The sequence below is a fragment of the Mesorhizobium sp. M0189 genome, from assembly GCF_040322135.1.
Lineage (GTDB): Bacteria > Pseudomonadota > Alphaproteobacteria > Rhizobiales > Rhizobiaceae > Mesorhizobium.
This window is the reverse complement of sequence record NZ_JAMYSW010000005.1, coordinates 26531-52554: the sequence shown is the minus strand read 5'-3', so window position 1 is coordinate 52554 and position 26024 is coordinate 26531. Positions and strand designations below refer to the sequence as shown.

The following is a 26024-nucleotide window of genomic DNA, read 5'->3' as shown; positions in this document are numbered from 1 at the left end:
TGTGGCTGAATCAAGAACTCCGCAGCAGCAAGAAAGGGCGGATCAGAACCTTCCGCCTGGTGGCTGCCAACTCGATCGCATCAATGGCGGGAGGCGCGGCGTCAGCTCGTCGAGGCGACATATTTCGGCAGCGCGTTGAACCGGTCGGCGAAATCTCCGGTTTCCTTGCCCAGGAGCCGGCAAGAATCTCATAGGTCGTGCGCCCCAAAAGCATGGCGCCGCTGTCGGCAAGTTCGTCGTCCTTGAATTTTTGCATCTCATCGTTCCAGGTCACGCTTGGCAGCTTCTCGACCTCGGCGATGCCATCGACGCTGATGATGAGTTTTGGCATGGCGCTCTCCTGATGGTCAGAGGACGGATGGCGCGGGCAATGCGACATGCTCGGTGAGAAATAGCGCGGCGCTTGGTTGATTTAGCTCAGCATCGGAGGAGCCTTCCTTGGGCAACTTGTGCAATGAAACGGACTGCTGCGGGAAGCATGAGGATATTCGAATAATCTGTTTGAGAAAATACCAGGCCGCTGTAATCTATGCCGACTTGGAGGGATTATGGCGACGTTTCTCAGCGACTACTTTGGCATCGCGGAATCTGTATTCGACGACTACGGGGCTGTTAACATATCTATCGTAAACGACCTACCATTGTTTATAGACCCGTTCCTGCTTTTCCATAGCGAAAGGCCCGAGTACGTGGCGCTTCACGAGCAGATTATCGGATATCTTGTGTTCTTACGGGATCGCGCTGCAGAAGGGCGTCTTGACGATGGTCAGCTAAGAAACTGGTACTGCTTCCCGGAAGTTAAGCAGAATTGGCTCGGTTTCTCGGAAACGGGCAACGATGGAGTCGGCCTTGGCATGGACTTCGCCAGAAATCTGCACGCCAACTTGCATGTCGTATTTTCCAACTTTGGTGCCGAGAGGATCACCGAGAGCAGCCACATCGAGAAAGTCTGCCTAGTGTCGGACGGTGTAGGTCGCGACAACATCAGCGATTTTACGACTAACCTGATCAAGGATTTCCTCTGCCAATACACGGAAAAGTTCGGCACAGAGCATTTGCCGGACCAAGCGGTACGTGAGGTGTGGGTCGAACGCGCCCGATTTAACTATAAGACGCAAGCCTGGGCACGAACGCGCTACAAGCTTCCTTGGGTCAATGGCGACTACGTCATCTTGACACCGAAGGACATGCTCACCCGTGACGACAATTGGATCAATCGGGGCGACCTGATTTCAGGATTCGAGGAAGTTCCCACCGCTATACCCGACTCGCAGCTAAGATCGGCCGTTTTTAACTACTTCGAGCAAGAGCTCCATCGCAGACCAAAACCGGCAAGCCAGAACAAGGAACGAAGACCACATAAGGAGAGAAAGCCCACTCAAAAGGATCGCTCGGCTGCCGTCGTCGCAACCATGCGGAAATTTCCGCAGATCATTGACTACTACATCCGCTTGAAGGAAATGCGCGGCGATGAGGCAAAGGATGTCAGCGAGGAAAAAGTCCTCGCGATCGAATACCTGTTTATCCAGCAACTGCAGGAACTCCAATCCGTCCTGCTGTCAGAGACGGATTTCTATAAGGTCGGTATGACGACCTATGAGGAAGCGCACGCCCGCCTAGCCTACCTAAAGGACGTCATAGAAAACAAAGGCGGCCACCGCTTTTTCTATGATGATAAGGGCCAGCCGATCGAGCGAGAAAAGGATTTGCACGTTCTCTACCGCCTTGTCTGGTTCGGGACGCCTTCCGATGCCGGCGCTGAGGCTAACGACGGCCGTGGCCCAGTGGATTTCAAAATCAGCCGGGGCCGAGACAAGACCTTGGTCGAAATGAAACTGGCTAAGAATACCAAGCTCGAGCAAAACCTCGCGAAACAGGCCGAGATCTACCAGGCGGCAAGCGACGCGAAGCACGCAATCAAGGCCATCATCTACTTCAGCGCATCCGAACTGGTGAGGGTGAAGGGCATCGTTAAGCGGCTCGGCCTTGACGACAACAAAGATGTGGTACTGATCGATGCACGGCGCGACAATAAGCCTTCGGCCTCCAAAGCCGCATGACAATGCACCGCCTAGATGTACGCTGCATTGAGTAATTGGTCGGCAAAATCTCCGGTTTCCTTCAGTCTGGAACCGGCGAAGATCTCATGGGTCGTGCACTCCAAAAGCATGGCGCGGCTGTCGGCAAGCTCATCCTCCTTGAACCTGTTCATCTCGCCATACCAGGTCACGCCAAGTAGCTTCTCGACCCGGTAATGCCATAGACGCTGATGAATTCGGCGACGACAAGTTTTCGCATGGCGCTCTCCTTTTGGCGAGACTGCTAAGGGCGCACCGAAACAGATTGCGTCCCACAAAACGCTATGTCACGGAGGGGTCAGTAACTTCTTCGTCGCGCTGCACCAGCATCACGGCCTCGTAGGGACGTCCCCAGGTTTCTGTGCCGCGAGCAAAGACAACGCAGGCGTCGACACGGTCATCTGTGAGCGCCATGGCCGCAAACTGCTCCATTGCCTTCTTTGTCTCGCTGCGATGCTGTTCCGGGAACAGGTGAAAGATCACGCGCGCCTTCCGCTCCTCCGGGGGCTGTATCTGAAGTGAGCTCAGATGAACTGGATCACGATAATTCTTGCGCACCATTGCGCGGAGTCTCGCTAGCGAACGCTCAACTGCTGCCTGCTCTGCTGGATCAGCGCATGAAAGCAGATGCAGACCGACGGTCGTCCAGCCATGCGGTTTTGTTTCGACGAGACGATTGACAATCTGCCGAAAGAGCGGTCGCAGTTCTGCTTTCGGCTTGGGTAGTTTCACGCCCACTTCGAGGCTCATGAAGTACCGGTCGATCGGCAGGGACATCCCACTCGGAATGAAGCGAATATTCTCGTCTCGCAGAGCGCTAATGTTGAAGCCCGTCGAGAGATATAGGCCGAGGAAGTCCAACTCGTCGCCTAGCAACTCCAGGGAGCCCTGGAAGTAAGATCGTTCGCTCAGGTAGTGCAGGAACAGTAGCGGGTTATCCAATATCTCGGCAATGCAGATGAGATCGGCAATCAAAATCGTCGGCGCGAGTTTATGGTCCTCTGGCACCCAACCAGCTTTCTTGAAGTCCGGCTCAGCGGAGCTGAGTACGGATAGGTCATCAAGCGTCACGGAGACGCGAATGACACGGTCGACGACTGAAGTGTCGATCTTCATCGCCCTCATGATCTCAAGAGCAGCAACGTCACCCTTCCGTGCCCCGGCAATCAACTGTTCGAGACGAGCCGACTGCATCGACGGGTCGAGGACCATATCCTTGATATGGCGCTTTACGCGGTCAGGCGCGCCCCGTAGTCCCTCGGCAGTCAGCCGATGCGACTTCGCCTCGGCGATCACAACGGTTCGGTCGATCAGGACAAGGAGATCGGTCTCGAATTGCTGATCCCCGACACGCCATTTCACAGCGGGGCGAATATCCGCGTCGGGAAACATCTTGCGGAAAGCGCCTTCGAGTTGGTCTTCGAGGAAGCGCGACCTTCTGCCCGAGAGTTTCTCCTTGATCTTCGCGCCGGAGGCGAGTCTATCCATGACGCGATGGATATGGCTAAAGACCACCTGCGGTAGCGGGATGAAATAGGAATCGCCAAGATCAATAAGCGGCGTTTCCCAGACCGGGTTTCCGAGGAAGAGGTACTCGGGTTTTGTATCCACCAGGGCGCCAAGTGGCAGCGACAGTTCTTTGAAGATCGCCTTCACGATTTCGGGCGACTTACCTGTTATCGTAGCCAGCTCATCGGGCGCAAATTGTGCCCGATCGGCCAGTCGCAGATCGAAATGTGCCATTGTCATGCTCATGAGCTGATTAGGCGTAACCCCCGGTGGCAAAGCTGCCAAGAACGCTTCCGGAGTTCCTTGGAGGTCGGGAACGTGCTTGTAGTAGAGCCTGACCATCTGGCGCACCGAGCCCCCGCGAAAAACCTTCGCCAGCGTACTAAAATGCTCGCTTTGCCTGCGTTCATATTCCCGAACGACGGCGAGCATGGTCTCGATCAGATCCGTTGCGCCGAACCCGTAGTGAGCTCTCAGGTTCGCATCGAGCGGCTGGAAGAGGTCGAGCGTTAGCCGCACGACCTCGTCGAAGTAGCCCCAGTTGCGCACTGCCTGCGTATGCAGTCGGACGCGCTCCTGCAGCGAGCGCACAATGTGTTCGGCTTTGTCTTCAATGCTCTCTGCGTCGATAATGCGCTGGAAGTAGAAAGCTTCCGCTAGCTTAGGGAGTGTGTCGAATACCGTCTGCATTACGTCCGGGGTAAGTATGCCCTTGCTTACCTCATTTGTGGGAATAGTGAGCAGAATGGCTTGCAGCAGTTCGGCATGATGCTGCTCGACATCGATCGAACGCTTCCCACGCTGCTCGACACCTTTGTCGGAGACGTAGGCCCGCAGGCCGTAACTTGCCAAGGAGGCAAGAACGCCCAACGCCTCGCTGTCCTTGAGCTGATCCTTTATGAGGGCGAGCTGGTTTGGGAACTCGGCCACTCCCGCATGTGCTGCCTCAAGTACCTTCGCTTTGAACTCCGGATGCTTCTCCGAATCAATGGAGAACTCGCTGAATTTGATCTTGGAGTCTCTCGCCCGAGGACTGACAACTGCGCTTCTGGGGGTGCTCTTGTTCATTGGTCAAGAATACAGGCCGCCGCCCCTATCACCAAGTGGCTCCGCCACTCTAAATGGAAGCTGCGTCGGCCAACACCAGATGTTCGGTTCTGGCGCAGAGCGGTGTAAGTGACTGCATTTCTCACGAACCTCGGACACGCCCATCATCGCCGGCGTCAGCGTCGCCACCGCCTCGAAAGCCCTGAACGGGCAGGGGCGGATGACGGCGGAGACGCAGGCCCGGATTCGCGAGACGGCGCAGCGGCTTGGCCATCGTCCGAACAGCCTGGCGCAGAACCCGTTGCGGCGGCTCCTTTACCATCGGGCCCGCTGACCGACGACCTTTCGCCGCGCCTTCGCATTTGTGACGGTCACCGCCCTCATGAAGCTACTCTGACATTTGGTACCATCGTGCGATGCCAAACCATCGCGACACGGGGAAGCGGCTAACGTCGGCAAGCGGAACAATCCGGCAGCCGGCGGGTTTGTAGGATGAAGGGCGATCTGTTTCGGAGGAAGATTGCGATGAAACGCGTCCTTGCCCACCATGCGGTACGACTGATGCTCGGCGGCGCCTGTCTGCTCACGGTCGTCGAGATTCCCAACCCGATTGCGCCATTGTCGCTTGTGTCCGAGGCAAGGGCTGCCACCACCGTTTCGATCAGCACGTTCTACGAAGACCTGTCTTCCTATGGTGATTGGGTCTCGTATCACGGAGCGTCCGTTTTCGTGCCGGTTGATGTACCTGACGGTTGGCGTCCGTATACCGTTGGACACTGGGCCTATACCGAGCAGTATGGCTGGCTGTGGATATCCGACGAGCCATTCGGCTGGGCGACGTACCATTACGGCCGGTGGGGCTATGCCGACGATATCGGCTGGTACTGGGTTCCGGGCACTCGTTGGGCGCCGGCATGGGTGAGTTGGCGTCGTGACAGGGAGCATATGATCTGGGCTCCGCTGCCGCCGCGCCGCGATCCGGATCTGATTTCAATCGAGGTGACCTTCGACACGACGCCGGACTATTACTGGGTTGTCGTCCCCACCCGCGAATTCCTTGCCGCGGACATTTCTGTGGTCGTTATCCGTGATGAGCCGGAGTTTGTGCGCATCGTCGAGGCGGCCGAGCCGGCCGGCGACGTGACGATCCAGAACAATTTGGTGATCAACAAAGTCATTGATGTCGATGTGATCGAAAAGGAGACGAACCAGAAGGTGACTGCCGTCAAGGTCAGCAAGACCGACGCGCCCGAGCAGTCCGGCAAACTGGAAAACGATACGGTCGCTGTCTTTGAGGGCGAGGTGAAAGCCGACCCTAAGGCCAAACCAGCTAAGCTCAAAGACATCGAGGAGGTGAAGCAGGTTCAGGCTGGCCGGAAATCGAAGCCGACCGAAGGCGCTGCAACGACCGAGCAGGCCAAGCCCGAAGAAACCGCCAAGCCTGAGAAGCCGAAGGTCGGCGAGCAGCCCGCCGCCGAGCAGCAGCAGGCCGAGCCCGAGCAGGCGGCCAAGCCAGAGAAGCCGAAGGCCAAGGAGCAACCTGCCGCCGAGCAGCAGCAGACAGAGCCCGGCAAGGCGGCCAAGCCTGAGAAGCCGAAGGCCAAGAAGCAGCCCGCCGCCGAGCAGCAGCAGGCCGAGCCCGAAAAGGCGGCCAAGCCTGAGAAGCCGAAGGTCGGCGAGCAGCCCGCCGCCGAGCAGCAGCAGGCCGAACCGGAACAGGCGGCCAAGCCTGAGAAACCGAAGACCAGGAAGCAGCCCGCCGCGGAACAGCAGCAGGCCGAGCCCGAGCAGGCGGCCAAGCCTGAGAAGCCGAAGGCCAAGGAGCAGCCAGCGGCCGAGCAGCAGCAAGCCGAGCCCGAGCAGGCGGCCAAGCCGCAGAAACAGAAAAACAAGGCGTGCGATCCACAGACTGAGAGCTGCTAGTACGGGTAGGCTGCGGCACCGCGATTATTCGATCGCGGTGCCCGCCATTCCCCCTTGCCATCCCCACATCCTTCGTCCTAATCTCCCCCTTGAGAAAACCTTTTCCCACATCGCCCTGCGTCCGCTGACCTCACCATTCGGCACCCGCAGGGGCCATAAGAGAAAAGCTTTTCTCAACCGGGAGGATCGATACCAAAATCATGGCGTCCGACGTCCAGCCAACGCCCGCCAAGCAGCCCGTCACGCTCCGTGAGGTGGCGGCCATTGCCGGCGTCAGCGTTGCCACGGCGTCAAAAGCGCTGAACGGGCAGGGGCGGATGACGGCTGAGACGCGGACCCGTATTCGCGAGACGGCGCAGCGGCTTGGCTTTCGCCCGAACAGCCTGGCGCAGAGCCTGCTCAGGCGGCGCTCCTTTACCGTCGGGCTGTTGACCAACGACACCTATGGCCGCTTTTCGCTGCCGCTGATGGCCGGCGTTTCCGATGCGCTGGTCGATGCCGGCGTCTCGGTGTTTCTGTGCAATGTCGAGGACGACCCGCGCCTTGCCCAGCTGCATGTCGATGCCATGCTCGACAAGCGCGTCGACGGCATCATCGCCACCGGCAAGCGCATCGACCGCCACCTGCCAGTCGACCTCGCCAATCTCGGCATTCCGGCGATCTACGCCTTCACCGAGCCCGATCCCAACGCCATCGCTTTCGTGTCCGACGATGCCGGCGGGGCGCGGCTGGCGGTCGAGCATTTTTGCCGGCTCGGGCGCCGGCGCATCGCCCATGTCAGCGGTCCCGCAAGCTTTGCCGTGGTGCATGCCCGGGCCGAAGCCTATCGCGAGGTGCTGGCCGAAAATAACCTGCCGGTCATGGAGCCGCTGCTCGGCCCGTGGTCGGAAGCCTGGGGCCACGAGGCGGTCAGAAAACTGTTCGACGGCGACGACGGTACGCGCGAAAAGCCCGATGCGGTGTTTTGCGGCAACGACCAGATCGCGCGCGGCGTCATCGACGCCTTGCGCGAGCGCGGTATCGGCGTGCCGGACGAGGTCGGCGTCATCGGCTTCGACAATTGGCAGATCGTCGCCGAGGCAACCCGACCGCCGCTGACCTCGGTCGACATGAATCTCGCAGCACTTGGCCGCGAGGCCGGCCTTGCCTTGCTTTCGCTCGTCGGCGGCGAACCCGCTCTGCCGGGCATCAGAAAACTGCCGTGCCGGCTGGTGGTGCGTCAGTCATGCGGCCGTCCGCCGGACGGCTGAACGAAACGGGCCGTGTCGATAGTCACCCGCTTGGGGGCGCGGCTAAATTAAGACGCTAAATTAGAACCATGTGGAGGAGAAGCATGAGAACCACCATTACCGGGCTCGCCATCGCCGCGAGCATTTTCGGCACGCTTGCGACGGTCGGCTCGGCCGCCGCCGATACCGCCAACATCTGGGTTCGCGCCGACGGGTCGAACTTCATGCCGCGCATCGTCGATGCCTTCAACAAGGGGCATCAGAACCAGATCAAGCTGGACATCATCCCCAACGCCGAAATCATCCCGAAATACGGCGCTGCCGCCGCCGGCGGCACGGCGCCCGATGCGCTGTCGCTCGACCTGATCTACACGCCGTCCTTCGCCGCCGCCGGCCAGCTGGAGGACATCACCGACTGGGCGAAATCGCTGCCCTATTTCGCCAGCCTGTCGCCGGCGCATGTCAAGACCGGCACCTATAAGGGCCGCATCTACGGGCTGCCGTTCTCGGCCGATTCCTCGGTGCTGATCTGGAACAAGAAGCTGTTCAAGCAGGCCGGCCTCGATCCGGAAAAGGGCCCGACCAACTGGGCCGAAATCGAAGCCGACGCCGAAAAGGTCAACGCGCTCGGCGGCGACATCAAGGGCTTCTACTTCTCCGGCAATTGCGGCGGCTGCAACATCTTCACCTTCACGCCACTGATCTGGGCCTCGGGCGGCGATATCCTGACCGAGGACGGCTCCAAGGCGACGCTGGACACCCCGCAGATGCGCGGCGCCATCGACCTCTACCGTTCGATGGTCAAGAAAGACCTGGTGCCTTCAGGCGCGCAGACCGACACCGGCTCCAACTTCTTTGCCGCCTTCGCCACCGGCAATATCGGCATCTCGCCGTCCGGCGCCTTCGCCATCGGCGCGCTCAACACGCAATATCCCGATATCGACTACGGCATCACCTTCCTGCCCGGCAAGGACGGCGCCTGGTCGTCGTTTGCCGGCGGCGATAATTTCGTCGTCACCAAGGGCACCACCAAGGTCGCGGTGGTGAAGGAGTTTCTCGACTTCGCCTATTCGCTCGAGGGCCAGACCATCCTGGCGAAATACGGCAGCCTGCCGGTGCGCGGCGACATCGCCAATGAGGCGCTGAAAGATCTCGACCCGCGCTACAAGGTCGCCGCGGAGGCAATGTCCAAGGGCCGCACGCCCTATTCGGTGGTGTTCAACGACCTGATCAACTCGGCCAACGGTCCGTGGAACCAGATGATGAACGAGGTCTTCTTCGGTGAAGACGTCGACGGCGCCATCGCCAACGCGCAGGAGACCATGCAGTCGATCATCGATTCGGCGCCGCAGAAGTAAAGCGCCGGCGCTCCGGCCGCCCGCCTGTCTCCCTGGGCGGGTGGCCGGACATTGCATCGGAAGACCGCCCGCAACTCACCTTGGAAGGACCGATTGTTAATGTCGGCACCGCCCCTCATCCGCCTGCCGGCACCTTCTCCCCGTATAGTGACGGGGAGAAGGGGCTGGCCGCGACCCTGGCACCCTTTCTGCAACGCGGGATGTTGGCGAAATCCTTTGCGAAGGCACCCTTCTCCCCGTCACTATACGGGGAGAAGTGCCCGGCAGGGCGATGAGGGGCAGCGCAAACCAGACGCGATTGACTTGGGGCGGGAGACCGAAGATTTGCAACCATTCAACCGCAAGAACCGCGCATGACCACCATCACAGCAACCACCGCCACCCCGGCACGCGCATACAAACTGGTCGGCGCCGGCCGCCGGCAGTGGATCGGCCTGCTCTATGTCGCGCCGGCCGTCGCCCTGGTCGTCGTCTTCTTCATCGTGCCGCTTTGCATGACCGCCTGGATGTCGCTGCACAACTGGCCGCTGATGGGCGCGCACAGCTTTGTCGGGCTCGACAATTACTGGGCGATCCTGCGCGACACCCGCTTCTGGAACGCGCTGCGGTTCACCGGCTACTACACGGTGGTGGTGACGATCGCGATCTTCGCCGTCGCCTTTCCGCTGGCGCTGTTCATCGAAAGGCCGCGGCAGCTGACCGGCTTCTACCGCACGTCCTTCTTCATGCCGGCGGTCATCGGTTTTGCCTCGGCCAGCCTTTTGTGGTCATGGCTGCTCAACGTCGATTCCGGCCTGTTCAGCCCGGCCGCTTTCGAGCTTGGCCTGACCGAGAAGAAATTCAACCTGCTGGCGACCTTCCAGCCGGCCTTCTGGTCGATCATCGCCATGGTGGTGTGGAAGGTGGCGGGCTTCACCATGGTCATCCTGATGACCGGCCTGCAGTCGATCCCGCCGGACCTGCAGGAGGCGGCGATGATCGACGGGGCAGGGCCACTCGCGCGGTTTCGCGCCATCACCTTGCCCTTGATGCGCCGCACGCTGGCGCTGGCGCTGATCCTGTCGGTGGCCGGCTCGATCCTCGCCTTCGACCAGTTCTACATCATCCTGCGCGGCGGCCCGCGCAACCAGACGCTGACCGCCGTCTACTGGATCTTCAACCAGTCCTTCGTGTCGTTCAAGCTCGGCTATGGCGCCGCACTTTCGATGGTCCTGCTGGTCATCCTGGTGGCGCTCAGCCTCATCCAGCTGCGGCTGCTGCGCCAGCCCGAGGGGGTCGACTGATGGCGCAGGCAAGGAGCCGCAAACGCCGCATCGGCATGCAGATTGCCGAGCACTCGACCGGCATCATCGCGTCCATTCTGTTCCTGGCGCCGATCGCCTGGACGGTGCTTTCGGCCTTCAAGCCGGCGCAGGAAGCGCGCCAGCCGCCGCTGCCGCCCTGGCCGACCAGCGGCATCTCGCTCGAGAACTACGCCACGCTCAACACCTTTGGTGACGGGCTGTGGCTGCCGGCCCAAAACAGCATCTACGTCTCGGTCATGACCGTGGTGCTGTCGGTGATCGTCAGCGTGCTCGCCGGCTACGGTTTCTCGCGCTTCCGTTTTCCGCTGAAGAACCTGCTCTTCGTCGTCATCCTGTCGACGATCATGATCCCGTTCCAGTCGATCCTGACGCCGATCTTCCTGGTGCTGACAAAAATCGGCCTGCACAACACGCTGACCGGGCTGGTCTGCGTCTACGTCACGCTGCAGCTGCCGTTCTCAATCTTCATGATGCGCAACGCCTTCGACGCGGTCCCGCGCGAGATCGAGGAGGCCGCGCGCATGGACGGCGCCAACAATGTCACCATGCTGTTGAGGGTCATGCTGCCGCTGGTCTGGCCGGGCATCGTCACCATTGCGCTGTTCGCTTTCCTCGGCGCCTGGAACGAGTTTCTGGCAGCACTCGTGCTGATGACAGACCAGTCCAAATTCACGCTGCCGATCATGATGACCGCACTCCAGTCCGGCCGCTTCGGCGCCATCGACTGGGGCGCGGTGCAGGCCGGCGTCACCGTGATGATGGTGCCGTGCCTGGTGCTCTTCCTGCTGCTGCAGCGCTTCTACATCCGCGGCCTGATGGCAGGGGCCGTGAAGTGACCACAAGAAATCGAACGGAGTAAGTTGATGACCGCATCGCAATCCGCCAGTCAGGGCGCCAAGCCGAAACTCGCATTCCGCCCGCTGCCGGTACCGCAGGTCGACGTGCGCGGCTTCTGGGGCGACCGTGTCGATGCCGTTGCCAGCAAGACCGCCGGCATCCTCTACGACCGATGCGTCGAGGCGCGCATGCTCGAGCAGATCGATCCCGACCGGCCGTCGCCCGGCGTCGTCATTCCGTTCCACTCACCCTCGCCGGACGAGGCGGCCACCGCCGGCAACGAATTCACCGGATCGACGGTGACCACCCAGATGTTCTGGGACTCGGACTGGGGCAAGACCATCGAGACCGCCGCCTATTCGCTCTACCGCCGCCGCAACGAGGAGCTGGAGAAGAAGATCGACGCCGTCATCGACATGTATGGCAGGCTGCAGCAGCCCGACGGCTATCTGTCGAGTTGGTACCAGCGCATCCAGCCGGGCCTGCGCTGGACCAACCTGCGCGACTGCCATGAGCTCTATTGCGCCGGCCATCTGATCGAGGGCGCCGTCGCCTATTACCAGGCCACGGGCAAGCGCAAGCTGCTCGACATCATGTGCCGCTATGCCGACCATATCGCCGAGACGTTCGGTCCCGAGCCCGGCAAGAAGAAGGGCTATTGCGGCCACGAGGAGATCGAACTGGCGCTGGTCAAGCTGGCGCGGGTGACGGGCGAGCGCAAATACATGGAGCTTGCCAAATACTTCATCGATCAGCGCGGCCAGCAGCCGCATTATTTCGACGAGGAGGCGCGCGCCCGCGGCGCCGACCCGAAGGCCTATCACTTCAAGACCTACGAATACAACCAGTCGCACAAGCCCGTTCGCGAGCAGGACAAGGTCGTCGGCCATGCGGTGCGGGCGATGTACCTCTATTCGGGCATGGCCGACATCGCCACCGAATATGGCGACGACACGCTGCGGGTGGCGCTTGACCGGCTGTGGGACGATCTCATGACCAAGAACCTTTACGTGACTGGCGGTCTCGGGCCATCGTCGCACAATGAGGGTTTCACTGCCGATTACGACCTGCCCAACGACACCGCCTATGCCGAGACCTGCGCTTCGGTCGGCCTGGTGTTCTGGGCAAGCCGCATGCTCGGCATGGGTCCCAATGCGCGCTACGCCGACATCATGGAGCGGGCCCTCTACAACGGCTCGATCTCGGGCCTGTCGCTCGATGGCTCGCTGTTCTTCTACGAAAATCCGCTCGAAAGCCGCGGCGCCCACCACCGCTGGAAATGGCACCGCTGCCCGTGCTGCCCGCCCAATGTCGGGCGCATGGTCGCCTCGATCGGCAGCTATTTCTACGGCCTGTCGGACACAGCACTTGCCGTCCACCTCTATGGAAACGGCACGGCTCGTTTCGATATCGCCGGGACGCAAATAGAGCTCACCCAGACCAGCAATTATCCCTGGGACGGCGCGGTCTCGATCTCCGTCGAACCCGAGTCGCCGACCGCGTTCACCTTGCACCTGCGCCTGCCGGCCTGGTGCCGCAAGGCGGCGCTTAAGGTCAACGGCGCCGATATCGGTTTGGATGCTGTCACCAGTGACGGCTATGCCGCGATCCGCCGCGAATGGCGCAAAGGCGACCGCGTCGAGCTCGATCTCGAAATGGCCGTCGACCGCCTCTACGCCAATCCGCAGGTGCGGCAGGATATTGGCCGCGTCGCACTGGCACGCGGTCCGCTGATCTATTGCGTCGAGGAGACCGACAATTCCAGCCAGCTGCACCGCATCGCCCTGCCGCGAACGGCCGACATCGAGACACACAAACAGCCGAACCTTTTGGGCGGCGTCGTCACGCTTTCCGCGATTGCCAAAAAGGAGGCTTTCGAAAACTGGGAAGAGGGGCTCTACCGCACCGAACCGCCGGCGGTCGAGGAAGCGAAAGTCACCGCCGTGCCGTACTTCGCCTGGGACAACCGCGATCCCGGCGAGATGCTGGTCTGGCTCAGGGACGAATAAAGCCCGACGGCGGCGCCCGGCCGATCTCCTCGGCCACAAGTTCCTGCAGCTGCCAGAGATTGCGGTCGCGGATGCCGCAGGCGTCGAGATGGCGAATGGTCTCGAACAGATATTCGGCGCCCGAACCCCAATGGCCGACGGCCGTGGCCAGGGTCGCCGCTATCGCTCGCTTTTCGAGCTTGCCGGCATAACGCGGATTGGCGGGATCGACAACGAAACCAAGCGCTTGGCGCATGCCATCGCCCGTCCTGACCTGCAGCCAGCGCGGCACGTTGACGGCCGGCAGGATGGTCATCTCGCGGCGCAGCAGCGCTTCGAGATTGGCCGCCACTGGCTCGGCGATCTCGAACACCATCCCCTGGCATTGGCCGCCGCGGTCGAGCGCCATCATCAGGCCGGGCTGCTCCACCGTGCCCCTGAAGCGCTGCACCGTAAAACAGAACGAACGGTGCCAGCCCGTCGCTACGGCCCGTTCGCCACCCCTGACCTCGCCGGCCGGCTTCCATAGCAGCGAACCATAGGCGAACAGCTTCACCGGCCCGGCCGGCGCGCCGGCCAGCACCTCGTCGCGAATGCGCGCGTAATCGGCATCGGTCATGTAGACCATGCCCGGCGTCGGCCCGGCGTCCTCGACCGCCCGCAAGGTGCGGGCGACCAGCGCCTCGGTCAGCGCCATCGGTGACTTGCGCGGCGCCGACTGACGCCGCGATGCGGCGGAAATGACCTTGCTCATCCTCACACTCTCAGCTTTGCCGCCATGTTGCCGAAGGCTGGAGGATTCTCAAGGGCCGAGTACGCGGGCGCGGCATCAGGGTTCAAAACTGTCGTGTACAACAGCTTGACGGAATCGCACAAAATACGCGGCGGACTTTTGCGCGTCGAATTCCAGCCACGGCACCGCATCGCTCTGCCGCGAACGGCTGAGATCGAGGCACACAAGCAGCGAACCGTCTGGGCGGCGGCGTCACGCTTTCGGCGATTGCCAAAAGGAGACTTTCGAAAACTGGAAAGGGGCTCTACCGCACCGAACCGCCGGCGGTCGAGGAAGTGAAAGTCGGCGCCGTGCCGCATTTCGCCTGGCACAACCGCGACCCCGGCGAGATGCTGGTCTGGCTCAGAAGCGCCGGATAGCGGTATCGCCAATTTGAGCCGCGTGAACGCCTTGAATTCGCCGGGGCGCGCGTCATCTAGCTTTGAGTGGCGCCTGCCATTTGAACGGGTGGAGGCAGATTTTGGCGCTCGAAGCTGTCGCGCGTCCGAACGCCGGTGGCCGCTTTGTTGCGGTAGCCGTCGTCGCGGTGCCGTTGGCTTTCGTCGTCAGTGGGCTGGCCATTCGCTATGCCGCATTTGCTTCGGTTTCGGCAGAACCCGGCTTCGCGGCCTATGCCCAGGCGCTCTGCCGCTGGGATTGCGCGTGGTATGTCGGCATTTCCGAACACGGCTATGAGCGCTTTCCCATTCCAGGCCAGAGCAATGTCGGACGCTGGGGCTTTTTCCCGCTCTATCCGATGCTGGTGGCGGCAATCCGGTCTGTTTTCCGCTTTCCGACGATACTCGTCGCGTCGATCACATCGATTGCGTGCAGCTATGCCGCCTGTCTGGTGGCGTGGCCACTGCTCGAGAAGAACATGCGCGCTTATGTTCTGTATTGCGCCTTCCTGCTCAGCGGCCCGTTCTCCTATCACTTCACGACTTTCCTGACCGAACCTCTTTTCGTACTCCTGACTTCGTGCGTTTTTCTGGCGTTCAAACGCTCCAGCTATCTGGCTGCGGGACTGTCATCGGCTCTCCTGTCGGCAACCAGGCTCGTCGGGGTGCTCGTTGTATTCGCGACCGTCATTCAGATGTTCACGGATTACCGCGCAAAGGGCGGATCGACGCTGTCGTTCCCGCGTTGGCTGCTTGGCCGACCGGATCTGCTGGTCGCCATCTTCATCTCGCCAGCCGGCCTATTCGCCTACATCCTGTTTCTCTATCTGACCGTCGGCGACGGCTTTGCCTTCCTGCACGTGCAGCGCGCGTTTGGACGGGTGCCGGGCAATCCGCTCGCCTTTATATGGGACGGGTTTTCGGCCGTTCCGACAACTGGATGGCTGCCCACGGCGCCGCAATGGAGCGCGCTCGCCGCACTCATCGGACTGGCGCTATCGGCGGTTCTGGCGGTTCGCAGGCAATATGGCGCCGCGTTGTTCTGCGCCTGCTGCATCATCCTGCCGCTGATCACGAACCTGGCCTCGATGGTCAGATACGTCGTTGGGCTTGCACCTCTGACAATATTGCTGGCCATGCTGTCGTCGGCGTCGAAGCTGACTTTTCTTGCGGCTCTGGCTCTCTTCCTGGGCGCCTGTTATTTCATGACCGTGGCATGGATCGGAGGCTATCTTGCCCTGGTCTGACATTTCGGGCCGGTATCTGCGCGGGGCCAGGCTTGCCAGCTACGCGCTGGCGGCGGTTCTGGCGGGAACGGAAATCGTCATTCTTGCGCTTGCTCTCAATCCGAATGTCAACGCCGATTATCGCGCCTATTACATTGACCGGACGACGACCTGCCTCAATCGCGATGCGGTCGGCAGCTATACCCTAGGCGAGACGGTGTCGTTCCGGTCCGACGGAGCCAAAAAGGCAGCCGGCATGAGGGTCTGCGGCTGGTCGGGACCCGTTGCCGACGGCACCCATTCCCTAGGCGAGACCTCGCGGCTTCGGCTGAAGATACCGCCGCTCCACGACAGTGTGACGGCCACGCTGCAAATGGCCGCCGCCATTCGCCCGCCGCAGGTCACGCAGCGGATTATTATTTCGGTGAATGGCGTTCGGGTGCATGCGGTGACGCTGTCCGGCAAAGAGCCGCGAACGGTCTCGTTCGTCATTCCAACGGCGGCCCTCGCCGAGGCCAGGATACTCGATGTCGCCTTCGACTACCTCGACGGCATTCCGCCAAGTTCGGCCGCCAGCAACATCTACAAGCGCGCCATCAAATTGTTGTCGTTCCGGCTCGATCCTGTTGAGCCGGGTTAGGGCGGGCGATCACGTTGCTGGCCGGGTCTTCGCTGCGCAAAAACCCACCGGTCGAGCATGAGAAGATTGACCGCTGGAACAAGCAAGCATGTAACCAGAATGGCGATGATCGGCGGCAGGCCGAGTTTGGCCGTCAAAACCGCCGGCGCCGCGCAGGCAACGGCGAAGCCTGTCGCCGTCAGCAAGAAAAAACGCGGAGCTTCCGATCGATGCGATCCGCTCGACGCGAAAGTCACGAACTTATGCGCGAGATAAGAAAACAGGGCGGCTGCGGTGTAAGCCGCGAGCGAGGCACCGACCGGCGAGAGGCCGAACCGTTGCCATTTTACCAAAGCGGTGGCCATCACTGCATAAAGGATCGTTGCGGCGATGCCGACCGACCCGAAGCGCGCCAGCACCCTCAGCCCGGCGTCGCCGGTTGAACGGCGCTCAGACACGCGCACTACACGCATACTGCGCTCCAAGCGGCAAAGGCGCGAATACCCGCTCGACCCTTCTGGCCAAGGGCCTTGCCGATGGCAGCAGCAGGAAATGCTCGGAGCGGATGTCCCGGAAGCCTGTTTCCTGAAAAACGGACCTCGCTTTGGCGGCGTTGAGCAGAACCGCGTCGTGATCGAACGGACACCGGAACACAGCAAGGCGCGTCAGTGGATTGTAGGGATTGTGCTCGATAATGCAGGCGACGCCGCCCGGCCGTACGACGCGCCGCATTTCCAGGAAGAAATCGAGCCAGGAGGAGGGCGGAACGTGATGGACGACGCAACTAGCGAAAGCCAGATCGAACGTGCCGTCCTCGTAAGGCAGCCCCTGAGTGCTGCAGGTCCTGTAGGCCACACGCGGATTGTGTTGGCTGGCGTGCAAAATCGATTCTTGCGAGACATCGCAACCATCGACGCTGTCGAAAGCACCGTCGAGGTAGGGGTGGAGCGAACCGACGCCGCAGCCGACATCCAGCGCCCTTACAGCCGACCCACCCTGCCGAAGCTTTCGCTCGAAGACCAGACGCCGCAGCAGATCCGCCTTGGCGACAAGGAAGAAGTCGTGGCTGAGTCCGGAAAACCGGATGGACCCTTCGACCGCCTCGCCATAGTTGGATTTATAGCTGTCGAAGAGTTCGGCCATTGGCGGGGACTCCACTCCTGGGTTTGTGAAACGATCGGCGGCGCTCACCGGAGGCGGCACGCATCGACTCGTCGAAGCCGGTGAGCCGATCGATGACATAAAGCGGGCGGCGTTTCACCTCGGCGTGGATGCTGCCGACGTAGAGTCCGACCACGCCGGTCATGAAAAGGTTGATCCCGCACAGGAGCGACACGATCACCACCGTGGATGTCCACCCGGCAATGATCCCGGTTTCAAAAAACCAGGCAAAGATGGCGTAGGCGCCAAAGACCCCCGCAAGCGCGGAAATGACCAACCCGCCCCAGAGCGCCAGGCGCAACGGCTTCTCGGAGAAACTGACGATGCCGTGAACCGCAAGGTGCATCATCTTCCAGAACGGGTATTTGGTCTGGCCCAGGGTTCGTGCGTGGCGCTCAAATGGCACGGCCGTCTGCTTGAACCCCATCCAGCCGAACATGCCCCTGACGAAGCGGTCATGTTCGGGCATACGCTTGAAGGTTTCCAGCGCCTTGCGGCCGACTAGGCGGAAGTCGCCGACGTCGCGCGGAATATCGACCGACGTCATTTTCTCCAGCAGGCGATAGAAAAGACTTGCCGTAAAGCGCTTGAACCAGGATTCGCCCTCGCGCTTGACCCGGCGGGCGTAGACGATCTCGAAACCTTCCTTCCACTTAGCCACCAGATCGAGAACGACTTCCGGCGGATCCTGCAGGTCCGCATCCATGACGATGACGGCATCGCCCGCAGCGGCGTCCATGCCGGCGGTAATCGCCACCTGGTGGCCGAAATTGCGGGAAAATTCGATCAGCCGAAAGCGCGGCTCGGCGGCGACCACTTTTTGAAGGTATTCGACGCTTCCATCGCGGCTTCCGTCATCGACGAAGATGGCCTCCGTTTCGCCGTCCAGCCGGCCGATAAGCGAACTGATCCGCTCGATCAGCCGAGGCAGCACCTGTTCTTCATTGTATACGGGCAGGACCAGCGAGTAGCGCGGCGGTGACCTGTTCACCGTTATTCCCGGGCCTTGGACCACAGACTCTCGCATGCGGTTGAAAATGGAACGCAAGCTACAAAGTTCCAAAGGCAATTAAGAAACTGCTAATTTAGTTAGTTCTGAAGGGGATACCGATCCTCGAGGAGGACTGAAGGGTGTCGTGGTGACGTCGGACGTCCGCATCGAAGCGTGAAATTATCGGTAGGCTGCCGGCGCGATCGGCCTGGCGAGAAGCAGTCGCTGAGGCATAACCCGTTGACCGCATTGCCTGCTCCCGGACTTGCCTGTTGAAGCAGCACTACGGGTGACCTGAGCGTGCGGGCCGACCGCTTCGACGCATGTCAGACATGGCTCATGGAACATGGTCGCCGAGCCCGGCCGAGTATCGCGCTTGTAGGCCGCCGAGCGTCCTGGCCGGAACCTATCGTACCGGCCGGGCCTTAGCTGGTCCGGCCGGTACGATACAACACTTGCTGGCCAGACGAGGGCGGCCGTCAAGCGGCCGGCCGGATGTTTTGGTTCACCCGGAAGAGGTTGTTCGGGTCGTATTTCTTCTTTAGCGAGGCCAGGCGCTCGTAGTTATCGCCATAAGCCGCCTTGAGCCTTCCCTCGCCCTCGTCATCCATCATGAAGTTCAGATAGGCGCCACCCAGATCGAACGGATGCACGGCCTCCCAGTAGGCCTTGGTCCAGCGCGTCACCGGCCCCGCTTTCTGTGGGTCCGGATCGATCCCGGCGATGACCATCGACCAGGTCGCATCACGGTAATTCCAGGGTGTCTCGTCTTTGCCGACGCGATGGACCGCGCCGTCGATCGGATAGAGATGCATGAGCGATAGCTCGCTCGGTGTTTTCGCCGCCTGCTCGAGATGAGCGTCGATCGCCTCGTCGGACAGCGTCTTGACAAAATCGCCCCGCCAATACCACTGCATCCCCTTCGGGTAGAGCCCATCGAACATGCTCTGCACCGCGGGATAGGGCATCATTCCCATCCAATTGAACCAGGGCGCGGGGAGCGCATCGAGTAGCGGAGCCAGCGCCTCTCTGCCCTTTTCCTCCGGGCCGTTGTAGCAACACATCAGCAGACACATCCGCTCTCCCCAAAACTCTTCCGGGAACGGTGCGCTCGACAGGATCGTCTTGAGCCCGAGGAAGATCCCGAGTTCCTCGGGCGCGCGCGGCAGGAACTCGCGATAATGCTGCATGATGGTGCGGGCCTGGCGCTGATCCCATGCGATCGGCCCCGCAAAGACCATGCTGACCTGGTGGAGCTTGAACACAAAGCTGGTGACGACGCCGAAATTGCCGCCGCCGCCGCGAAGCGCCCAGAACAGGCTAGGGTTCCGCTCCTTGCTGGCGGTGACGAAGCTGCCGTCGGCAAGCACGACATCGGCCTCGACCAGATTGTCGATGGTCAGGCCATATTTGCGCGTCAGATAGCCATGGCCGCCGCTCAGCGTCAGTCCGGCGACCCCGGTGGTCGAGATGATGCCCGCCGGTACGGCCAGGCCAAAGGCATGGGTTGCGTGGTCGAGGTCGCCCTGAGTGCAGCCCGGACCCACCCGCGCCGTACGGGCATCCGGATCGACACGCACGCCGTTCATCGCCGACAGGTCGATCACCAGACCGTCGTCGCAACTCCCCAATCCTGGTCCGTTATGGCCGCCGCCACGTACCGCAACCAGCAAATTGTTGTCGCGGCCGAAATTCACCGCTGTGATCACGTCGGCCACGTCCACACAGCGGGCGATGATCAGCGGCCGCTTGTCGATCATGCCGTTGTAGAGCTTGCGGGCCTCATCATAGCGGGCGTCGCCGGTCCGGATGACTTCGCCCCGCAGGCTTGCTGCGAATTTGGTGATGTCTTCATCGTGCATGACATTCCTCCCTGTTATTGGACCTGTCGGCCGGTCGATGAAACGCTAATCCCGTCCGCTGTTCCCGCAAATGTCACATCGTCCATTTCTGTTGCCCGATCGTTCAGAGTAGGATTAGACCGGATGGGTAGTTGCTCGGGCGGCTGTATTGCCGGATAGTTCGAGATGCCTGGCCGAAAAACTCGTTGTCAAAGGGAGTAGCCGATCGTTTCCGGAGGTGTAGTGCATGGATGTCCTTTCCGATGTGCTCCGAGCCGTTCGCCTCACCGGTGCGATCTATTTCGACGTCGACGCCAGCTCTCCCTGGGTCGGCGAGTCGCCGGGCACGGCCGACATTGCCGCCGCCATCATGCCGGAGGCAGAGCACATCATTTCTTTTCATGCCGTGATGTCGGGCTCGTGCTGGGCCGCGCTGGCAGACGATTCGGTGCCCCCGGTGCTCGTGAACGCCGGTGATGTCGTTGTCTTCCCCGGTGGAGTTCCGAACGTCTTGAGCTCTTCGCCCGGAGCGCGGGGCGAACCCAATATGGCGATGTATTATCGGCCGATTGACGAGAGCCTGCCGTTCGCGGTGATCCATGGTGGCGGGGGAGACGAGCGGACCCGGTTCATTTGCGGGTATCTTGGCTGCGATGCACGTCCCTTCAATCCTCTCCTCGCTGCATTGCCGGCCATCCTGTGTGCCCGCAAGCCCGCCGATGGAAGCAGCTGGGTTATCGACCTGTTTCGGCTGGCGCTGGCCGAAGGTGGCAGTGGGCGGGCGGGCGGTGAAACGATCCTCGCCAAGCTGAGCGAGCTGATGTTTGTCGAGATCATCCGCCGCCATCTTGAGACCCTCCCCGGCGATTCGCGCGGCTGGCTGTCAGGCCTACGGGATCCACATGTCGGCGAGGCGCTCCGGCTCATCCACGCTCGCCCCAGGGAGGAATGGACATTGGACCGGCTCGCCCGCGAAGTAGGGCTCTCGCGCACGGCGTTTGCGAGCCGCTTTACCCACTATGTCGAGGTCTCGCCGATGCACTATCTTGCTCGCTGGCGTCTGCAACTGGCGGGACGTTTGCTCGAACGGCCCGAAATGAGCATCGCGCAAGCGGGTGCCGACGTCGGCTACGAGTCGGAAGCCGCCTTCAATCGCGCCTTCAAAAAGTTCGTCGGCATTCCACCTGGCACCTGGCGAAAGGGACGGTCGGCGTTGCTCGAGGCTCAAAGATTGCCCGCTGGCGTCGTGCAATAGGAAAGAACTGGCCGGGCGTTGACGCTGCGGTCTGCGTGCCGCGTCCCAATGCTCGAAAGCCCCCTGGCACAAAGCGGTCGACGATGACCGGCCGCCTCGGCGCGTTAGGGCGAGGCGTTTCAGGCTTCGCGCCTCAATCCTTCGCGCGCTCGACATACGCGCCATCCGCCGTCATCACCACCACGCGGGTGCCGGCGCTGATGTGTGGTGGCACCAGGGTACGCACGCCGTTGGACAGCGTTGCCGGCTTGTAGGACGAGGACGCCGTCTGGCCCTTGGTCACCGGCTCGGTCTCGACCACCTCGAAAGTGGCGCGCTGCGGCAGTACCAGCGAGATGGCGATGCTGTTGTATTGCGAGATCTGCACCGGCATGCCTTCCACCAGGTAGGGCGCCATGTCGCCGACCACGCTCTCCGGCACCGCCACCTGGTCGTAGCTCTCCGGGTTCATGAAATGAAAGCCTTCGCCGTCCTGGTAGAGGAAAGTGTGCTCGCGCTCCTCGACATAGGCGCGCTCGACCTGCTCGGTGGTGCGGTAACGCTCGGAAACTTTAACCCCGTCGGAGATACGCCGCATGTCGAGCTGGGTGACCGGCGTACCCTTGCCAGGATGAATGTTTTCGGCAAAGAGGATCACATAAAGCTTGCCGTCCTTTTCGACGACGTTGCCTTTGCGTAAGGAGCTGGCGATGACCTTCACGGGTTTCCATCCTGATAAAATTTGTTGGCGCAAATCGGCTGGAGAGGCCGTTGGGTGCGGCCTAGCGCATCTTGGCCGCAATCGCCAGCCCTCTGTGCAATTCGCCTGAAGCCGATGACCGCCGCTTCGCCATGGTGGACGCCGCATGTCCATGCCGACCGCCGGCCGCGGCTGATCCTGCGCAACGCCATTGCCGCCGGCATGCGCGACTGGTTCGCCCGCCGTGACTTCGTGGAGGTGGAGACATCGGCCCTGCAGATCTCGCCCGGCAATGAAGCGCATCTGTCGGCCTTTGCCACCGAGGCGATCGGGCCGGACGGGCAGCGCCAGCCGCTCTACCTCCACACTTCGCCGGAATTCGCCTGCAAGAAGCTGCTTGCCGCCGGCGAGGAGCGCATCTTCAGCCTCGCTGCTGTGTGGCGCAACCGTGAGCGCGGCCCCTTGCACCATCCGGAGTTCACCATGCTCGAATGGTACCGCGTCGGCGAGGCCTATGAGAGCCTGATGCGCGATTGCGCCGAGCTCGTCGCGCTGGCGGCCGAACGGGCGGGCGCAAAGCGTTTTAGCTTCCGCGGCCGCGAGGCCGACCCGTTCGCCGAGCCGGAACGGTTGAGCGTCGCCGAAGCCTTCATGCGCCATGCCGGCATCGATCTGCTGGCGACTGTGGCAGCCGATGGCAGCACCGACCGCGCGGGGTTGCATGCCGCCCTGGTCCAGGCCGGATTGCGGACCGCGCCCGACGACAATTGGGCCGACCTGTTCAGCCGGGTGATGGTCGAAAAAATCGAACCGGCGCTGGGGCAGGGGCGCGCCACCATTCTTTTCGGATATCCGATCTCGGAGGCGGCATTGGCCAGGCCGAGCGCCGACGATCCACGCACCGCCGAGCGTTTTGAGCTTTATTGCTGCGGCGTCGAGCTTGCCAACGCCTTTGGCGAGTTGATCGATCCGGCCGAGCAGCGCCGGCGCTTTGCCGCCGAAATGGACGAAAAGCAGCGTGTCTATGGCGAACGCTATCCGATCGACGAGGATTTCCTCGCCGCCCTCGCCATCACGCCGCAAGCGAGCGGCGCGGCGCTCGGCTTCGACCGGCTGGTGATGCTCGCCACCGGCGCGCTCAGGATCGACGACGTGATCTGGACGCCGGTGGCCGCTTCCTGAGGGATTGTCGATCTCGCCATTGCCGCTCACCTGCCTGACACTGGCAGCCCTGTTCAGGCGCTTGATGCCCCCGCTTTGCGCCTTCTCCCATTGCAGAAGCTGCATCGGGACAATAGATGGTGCAGCAGCGGCTGCCCTTCAGCCGGCCGGAAATAACAGGATTATGCGCATGACCGATACGCTCGACGCAGCGAAACTGACCGACCGCGTCGCGGCCCTGGTCGAGGCTGCCAAACGGGCCGGCGCCGATGCCGCCGATGCGGTTGCAGTACGCGGCCGCTCAACCGGTGTGTCGGTGCGGCTTGGCAAGGTCGAAGGCACAGAGGCGTCCGAGAGCGAGGACGTCTCGTTGCGCGTCTTCGTCGGCAGACGGGTGGCGAGCGTTTCGGCAACGGCGGCATCCGACCCCAATATGCTGGCTGAGCGCGCCGTCGCCATGGCCAAAGTGTCGCCCGAAGATCCCTATCAGGGCCTCGCCGATCCGGCCTTGCTGGTCAAAAAGCCGCGCGATCTCGATCTGTTCGACGCCACCGAGGTATCGGCGGACCAGTTGAAGGAAGCAGCCCTTGCCGCCGAGGCGGCGGCGCTTGCCGTCAAGGGCGTCACCAATTCGGCCGGCAGCGGCGCCAGCGCCGGGCTCGGCGGCCTTGTGCTCGCCACTTCGCATGGGTTTGTCGGCCATTATGTCACGTCGCGCTTTTCGCGCTCGACCAGCGTGATCGCCGGCGAGGGCACCGGCATGGAGCGCGATTACGAATTCTCCTCGCGCCAGCATTTTTCCGATCTCGACGCGCCGGAAGACATCGGCCGCAAGGCCGGTGAGCGCGCCGTACGCCGCATTGGCGCGCGCAAGGCGGCGACCGGGCCGGTCGACGTGGTGTTCGATCCGCGCGTCGCGCGCGGCATTGCCGGCCATCTCGCCGGTGCCATCAATGGCGCCGCGGTGGCGCGCAAGACCAGCTTTCTGCGCGACATGATGGGCAAGAAGGTGGCTTCGGCCGCAATCACCGTCACCGACGAGCCGCTCCGGCGCCGCGGCCAGGCCTCGCGCCCCTTCGACGGCGAAGGCGTCGAGGGCGAGAAATTGTTCATGGTCGACAAGGGCGTGCTCAACCACTGGTTCCTGTCGACCTCGGCGGCGCGGGAACTCGGCCTCGTCACCAATGGGCGCGGCTCGCGCAGCGGCTCGTCGGTCTCGCCATCGTCGACCAATCTCGCCATCGAGCCCGGGGAAAACACGCCGGAAGAGCTGATCAAGTCGCTCGAGACCGGCTTCTACGTCACCGAAGTGTTCGGCCAGGGGGTCGACATGGTGACGGGCGAATATAGCCGCGGCGCTTCCGGCTTCTGGATCGAGAATGGCGAGCTGGCCTATCCCGTTGCCGAGGTGACCATCGCCTCCAATTTGAAGACGATGTTCCTCAACATGGTTCCGGCGAGCGATCTCGACCGCAATTTCGGCACTGCCGCGCCCACGCTTTTGATCGAAGGGATGACCCTTGCCGGAGCTTGATCCGGCCGTCTCGGCCGGCGCTACTGAAGACCTGCAGCTGCTGCGCGACGCTGCCCGCGAGGCGGGGCTCATCGCCATGCAGTACTTCAACAACAATCCGCAAGTGTGGATGAAGGGCGGCACCTCGCCGGTCAGCGAAGCTGATCACGCCGCCGACAAATATCTGCGCGAGACCTTGCTGGCGGCCCGGCCGGACTATGGCTGGTTGTCGGAGGAAACCGTCGACGACCCGGTAAGGCTTGTCGCGCGCCGCACCTTCGTCGTCGATCCGATCGACGGCACGCGCGGCTTCCTCGAAGGCCTGCCCACATGGTGCGTCAGCGTCGCGGTGGTCGAGAACGGCCGCACGCTTGCCGGCGTGCTCGACTGCCCGGCGAAGGGCGAAATCTATTGGGCGCTGCCGGGCGAGGGCGCATTCCTGAATGGCAAGCGCATCGGCGTGCGTCCGCCGTCGGAAACGGCCGAAATCGCCGGACCGAAGGCGATGATCGACCTGATGCCGGCGAAATGGCACAAACGGCTGAAGCGCGTGCCCTATATTCCTTCGCTCGCCTACAGGTTGGCGATGATCGCCGGCGGCCAGCTCGATGCCACCTTCGTCAAGGCCAACGCGCATGACTGGGACATCGCCGCGGCCGACCTCATCCTGCGCGAGGCAGGCGGCGCCGTGCTCGATCGGCACGGCCGCGCGCCGCTCTATGCCGGCGAAGTGATCCGCCACGGCGCGCTTGCCGCCGGCAGCGGCGAACTCCTCGCTGTGCTCGCCGGCGTCATCGCCGGGCTGGACAATTGACCATCATCAATAGTTCCAAAGTCGGCGGCTTTGGTCTAGACCTGTCCCAAACTCACGATATGTGAAGGATCGACATGGCCGCTGAAGACGGAAAGAAACAGCTTTTGCACCTGGTGTTCGGCGGCGAACTCAAGAAGCTGGGCGGCACCGAATTCCGCGACCTCGACGCGCTCGACGTAGTCGGCATCTATCCCGACTATCAATCGGCGCACGCCGTCTGGAAGGCCAAGGCGCAAGCCAGCGTCGACAATGCCCATATGCGTTATTTCGTCGTTCACCTGCACCGCCTGCTCGACCCCGAAAACAAGGCTGCCGGTTGAC

The 26024-nt window shown here is 62.0% G+C and carries 24 protein-coding genes and 1 pseudogene; 16 read left to right on the top strand and 9 right to left on the bottom strand.

Going from position 1 to position 26024, the window contains the following annotated elements:
• Positions 1-10: 10 nt before the first annotated feature.
• Positions 11-331, bottom strand: a complete 321-nt coding sequence (locus NKJ09_RS11195) for a dihydrofolate reductase family protein (RefSeq protein ID WP_352496171.1) — start codon at positions 329-331, stop codon at positions 11-13.
• Between the two features lie 217 nt (positions 332-548).
• On the opposite strand from NKJ09_RS11195, the gene NKJ09_RS11190 reads away from it, so the two are divergent.
• The gene (locus NKJ09_RS11190) at positions 549-2060 is read left to right on the top strand and encodes a DUF8370 family protein (RefSeq protein ID WP_352496170.1); all 1512 of its coding nucleotides are present in this window, start codon (positions 549-551) and stop codon (positions 2058-2060) included.
• Between the two features lie 11 nt (positions 2061-2071).
• On the opposite strand, the gene NKJ09_RS11185 is transcribed toward NKJ09_RS11190, so the two are convergent.
• Positions 2072-2230 carry a hypothetical protein gene (locus NKJ09_RS11185; protein WP_352496169.1) on the bottom strand — a complete coding sequence of 53 codons (159 nt, stop codon included), beginning with the start codon at positions 2228-2230 and terminating at the stop codon, positions 2072-2074.
• A gap of 130 nt (positions 2231-2360) precedes the next feature.
• Positions 2361-4655, bottom strand: a complete 2295-nt coding sequence (locus tag NKJ09_RS11180) for a hypothetical protein (RefSeq protein WP_352496168.1) — start codon at positions 4653-4655, stop codon at positions 2361-2363.
• Positions 4656-4767: 112 nt separating this feature from the next.
• On the opposite strand from NKJ09_RS11180, the pseudogene NKJ09_RS11175 reads away from it, so the two are divergent.
• The 7 genes and pseudogenes from NKJ09_RS11175 to NKJ09_RS11145 all read left to right on the top strand — a co-directional run.
• A pseudogene (locus NKJ09_RS11175) lies at positions 4768-4960 on the top strand (LacI family DNA-binding transcriptional regulator); the annotation flags it as partial.
• Positions 4961-5159: 199 nt separating this feature from the next.
• Positions 5160-6557 (top strand): DUF6600 domain-containing protein, encoded by a 1398-nt coding sequence (locus NKJ09_RS11170; protein WP_352496167.1) that lies wholly within the window; start codon positions 5160-5162, stop codon positions 6555-6557.
• Positions 6558-6757: 200 nt separating this feature from the next.
• A complete protein-coding gene (locus tag NKJ09_RS11165; RefSeq protein ID WP_352496166.1) occupies positions 6758-7807 on the top strand; it encodes a LacI family DNA-binding transcriptional regulator in 1050 nt (349 codons plus the stop codon).
• An 83-nt stretch (positions 7808-7890) separates the two neighbouring features.
• Positions 7891-9144 (top strand): ABC transporter substrate-binding protein, encoded by a 1254-nt coding sequence (locus tag NKJ09_RS11160; RefSeq protein WP_352496165.1) that lies wholly within the window; start codon positions 7891-7893, stop codon positions 9142-9144.
• A gap of 353 nt (positions 9145-9497) precedes the next feature.
• Positions 9498-10427, top strand: a complete 930-nt coding sequence (locus NKJ09_RS11155) for a carbohydrate ABC transporter permease (protein ID WP_352496164.1) — start codon at positions 9498-9500, stop codon at positions 10425-10427.
• Entirely contained in the window at positions 10427-11284 is an 858-nt protein-coding gene (locus NKJ09_RS11150) for a carbohydrate ABC transporter permease (protein WP_254817449.1), read from the top strand. The genes NKJ09_RS11155 and NKJ09_RS11150 overlap by 1 nt, the downstream gene beginning before the upstream one ends.
• A 27-nt stretch (positions 11285-11311) precedes the next feature.
• On the top strand, positions 11312-13294 hold the full coding sequence (locus NKJ09_RS11145; RefSeq protein WP_352496163.1) for a glycoside hydrolase family 127 protein: 1983 nt from the start codon (positions 11312-11314) through the stop codon (positions 13292-13294).
• Here NKJ09_RS11145 and NKJ09_RS11140 read toward each other — a convergent pair.
• Positions 13281-14027, bottom strand: coding sequence for a gamma-glutamylcyclotransferase (locus NKJ09_RS11140; RefSeq protein WP_352496162.1), 747 nt, complete (start codon positions 14025-14027; stop codon positions 13281-13283). The genes NKJ09_RS11145 and NKJ09_RS11140 overlap by 14 nt on opposite strands.
• A gap of 314 nt (positions 14028-14341) precedes the next feature.
• Here NKJ09_RS11140 and NKJ09_RS11135 point away from each other — a divergent pair, with 314 nt between their 5' ends.
• The 3 genes from NKJ09_RS11135 (at position 14342) to NKJ09_RS11125 (ending at position 16309) form a co-directional block, all read left to right on the top strand.
• Positions 14342-14425, top strand: a complete 84-nt coding sequence (locus NKJ09_RS11135; protein WP_352481318.1) for a hypothetical protein — start codon at positions 14342-14344, stop codon at positions 14423-14425.
• Positions 14426-14526: 101 nt separating this feature from the next.
• Positions 14527-15690: a putative hexosyltransferase gene (locus NKJ09_RS11130; protein ID WP_352496161.1), complete on the top strand. Its 1164-nt coding sequence runs from the start codon at positions 14527-14529 to the stop codon at positions 15688-15690.
• Complete coding sequence (locus NKJ09_RS11125; RefSeq protein WP_023717155.1) at positions 15677-16309, top strand: hypothetical protein; 633 nt, start codon at positions 15677-15679, stop codon at positions 16307-16309. Before NKJ09_RS11130 ends, NKJ09_RS11125 begins: the two co-directional genes overlap by 14 nt.
• Here the strand turns inward: NKJ09_RS11125 and NKJ09_RS11120 are convergent.
• The 4 genes from NKJ09_RS11120 to NKJ09_RS11105 all read right to left on the bottom strand — a co-directional run bounded on the left by NKJ09_RS11120 (position 16306) and on the right by NKJ09_RS11105 (position 20302).
• Entirely contained in the window at positions 16306-16761 is a 456-nt protein-coding gene (locus NKJ09_RS11120; RefSeq protein ID WP_023717156.1) for a GtrA family protein, read from the bottom strand. The two genes, NKJ09_RS11125 and NKJ09_RS11120, sit on opposite strands and share 4 nt — an antisense overlap.
• Positions 16739-17431, bottom strand: coding sequence for a class I SAM-dependent methyltransferase (locus NKJ09_RS11115; RefSeq protein WP_023717157.1), 693 nt, complete (start codon positions 17429-17431; stop codon positions 16739-16741). The genes NKJ09_RS11120 and NKJ09_RS11115 overlap by 23 nt, the downstream gene beginning before the upstream one ends.
• The gene (locus NKJ09_RS11110) at positions 17406-18476 is read right to left on the bottom strand and encodes a glycosyltransferase family 2 protein (RefSeq protein WP_156948034.1); all 1071 of its coding nucleotides are present in this window, start codon (positions 18474-18476) and stop codon (positions 17406-17408) included. Before NKJ09_RS11110 ends, NKJ09_RS11115 begins: the two co-directional genes overlap by 26 nt.
• Before the next feature lie 443 nt (positions 18477-18919).
• Positions 18920-20302, bottom strand: a complete 1383-nt coding sequence (locus NKJ09_RS11105) for an FAD-binding oxidoreductase (RefSeq protein ID WP_023717159.1) — start codon at positions 20300-20302, stop codon at positions 18920-18922.
• Positions 20303-20528: 226 nt separating this feature from the next.
• Between NKJ09_RS11105 and NKJ09_RS11100 the strand changes: the two genes are divergently transcribed.
• On the top strand, positions 20529-21536 hold the full coding sequence (locus NKJ09_RS11100) for an AraC family transcriptional regulator (protein WP_023717160.1): 1008 nt from the start codon (positions 20529-20531) through the stop codon (positions 21534-21536).
• A gap of 133 nt (positions 21537-21669) precedes the next feature.
• Here NKJ09_RS11100 and efp read toward each other — a convergent pair whose 3' ends face one another.
• A complete protein-coding gene (efp, locus tag NKJ09_RS11095) occupies positions 21670-22236 on the bottom strand; it encodes an elongation factor P (RefSeq protein WP_023717161.1) in 567 nt (188 codons plus the stop codon).
• 114 nt (positions 22237-22350) lie between these two features.
• Between efp and epmA the strand changes: the two genes are divergently transcribed.
• The 4 genes from epmA to NKJ09_RS11075 all read left to right on the top strand — a co-directional run bounded on the left by epmA (position 22351) and on the right by NKJ09_RS11075 (position 26023).
• Entirely contained in the window at positions 22351-23397 is a 1047-nt protein-coding gene (gene epmA, locus NKJ09_RS11090; RefSeq protein WP_023717162.1) for an EF-P lysine aminoacylase EpmA, read from the top strand.
• Positions 23398-23566: 169 nt separating this feature from the next.
• Positions 23567-24910 carry a TldD/PmbA family protein gene (locus NKJ09_RS11085; RefSeq protein WP_352496160.1) on the top strand — a complete coding sequence of 448 codons (1344 nt, stop codon included), beginning with the start codon at positions 23567-23569 and terminating at the stop codon, positions 24908-24910.
• Entirely contained in the window at positions 24897-25703 is an 807-nt protein-coding gene (locus NKJ09_RS11080; RefSeq protein WP_352496159.1) for a 3'(2'),5'-bisphosphate nucleotidase CysQ, read from the top strand. Before NKJ09_RS11085 ends, NKJ09_RS11080 begins: the two co-directional genes overlap by 14 nt.
• 74 nt (positions 25704-25777) lie before the next feature.
• Positions 25778-26023: a DUF4170 domain-containing protein gene (locus NKJ09_RS11075; RefSeq protein ID WP_023717165.1), complete on the top strand. Its 246-nt coding sequence runs from the start codon at positions 25778-25780 to the stop codon at positions 26021-26023.
• The last annotated feature ends 1 nt before the right edge of the window (position 26024 follow it).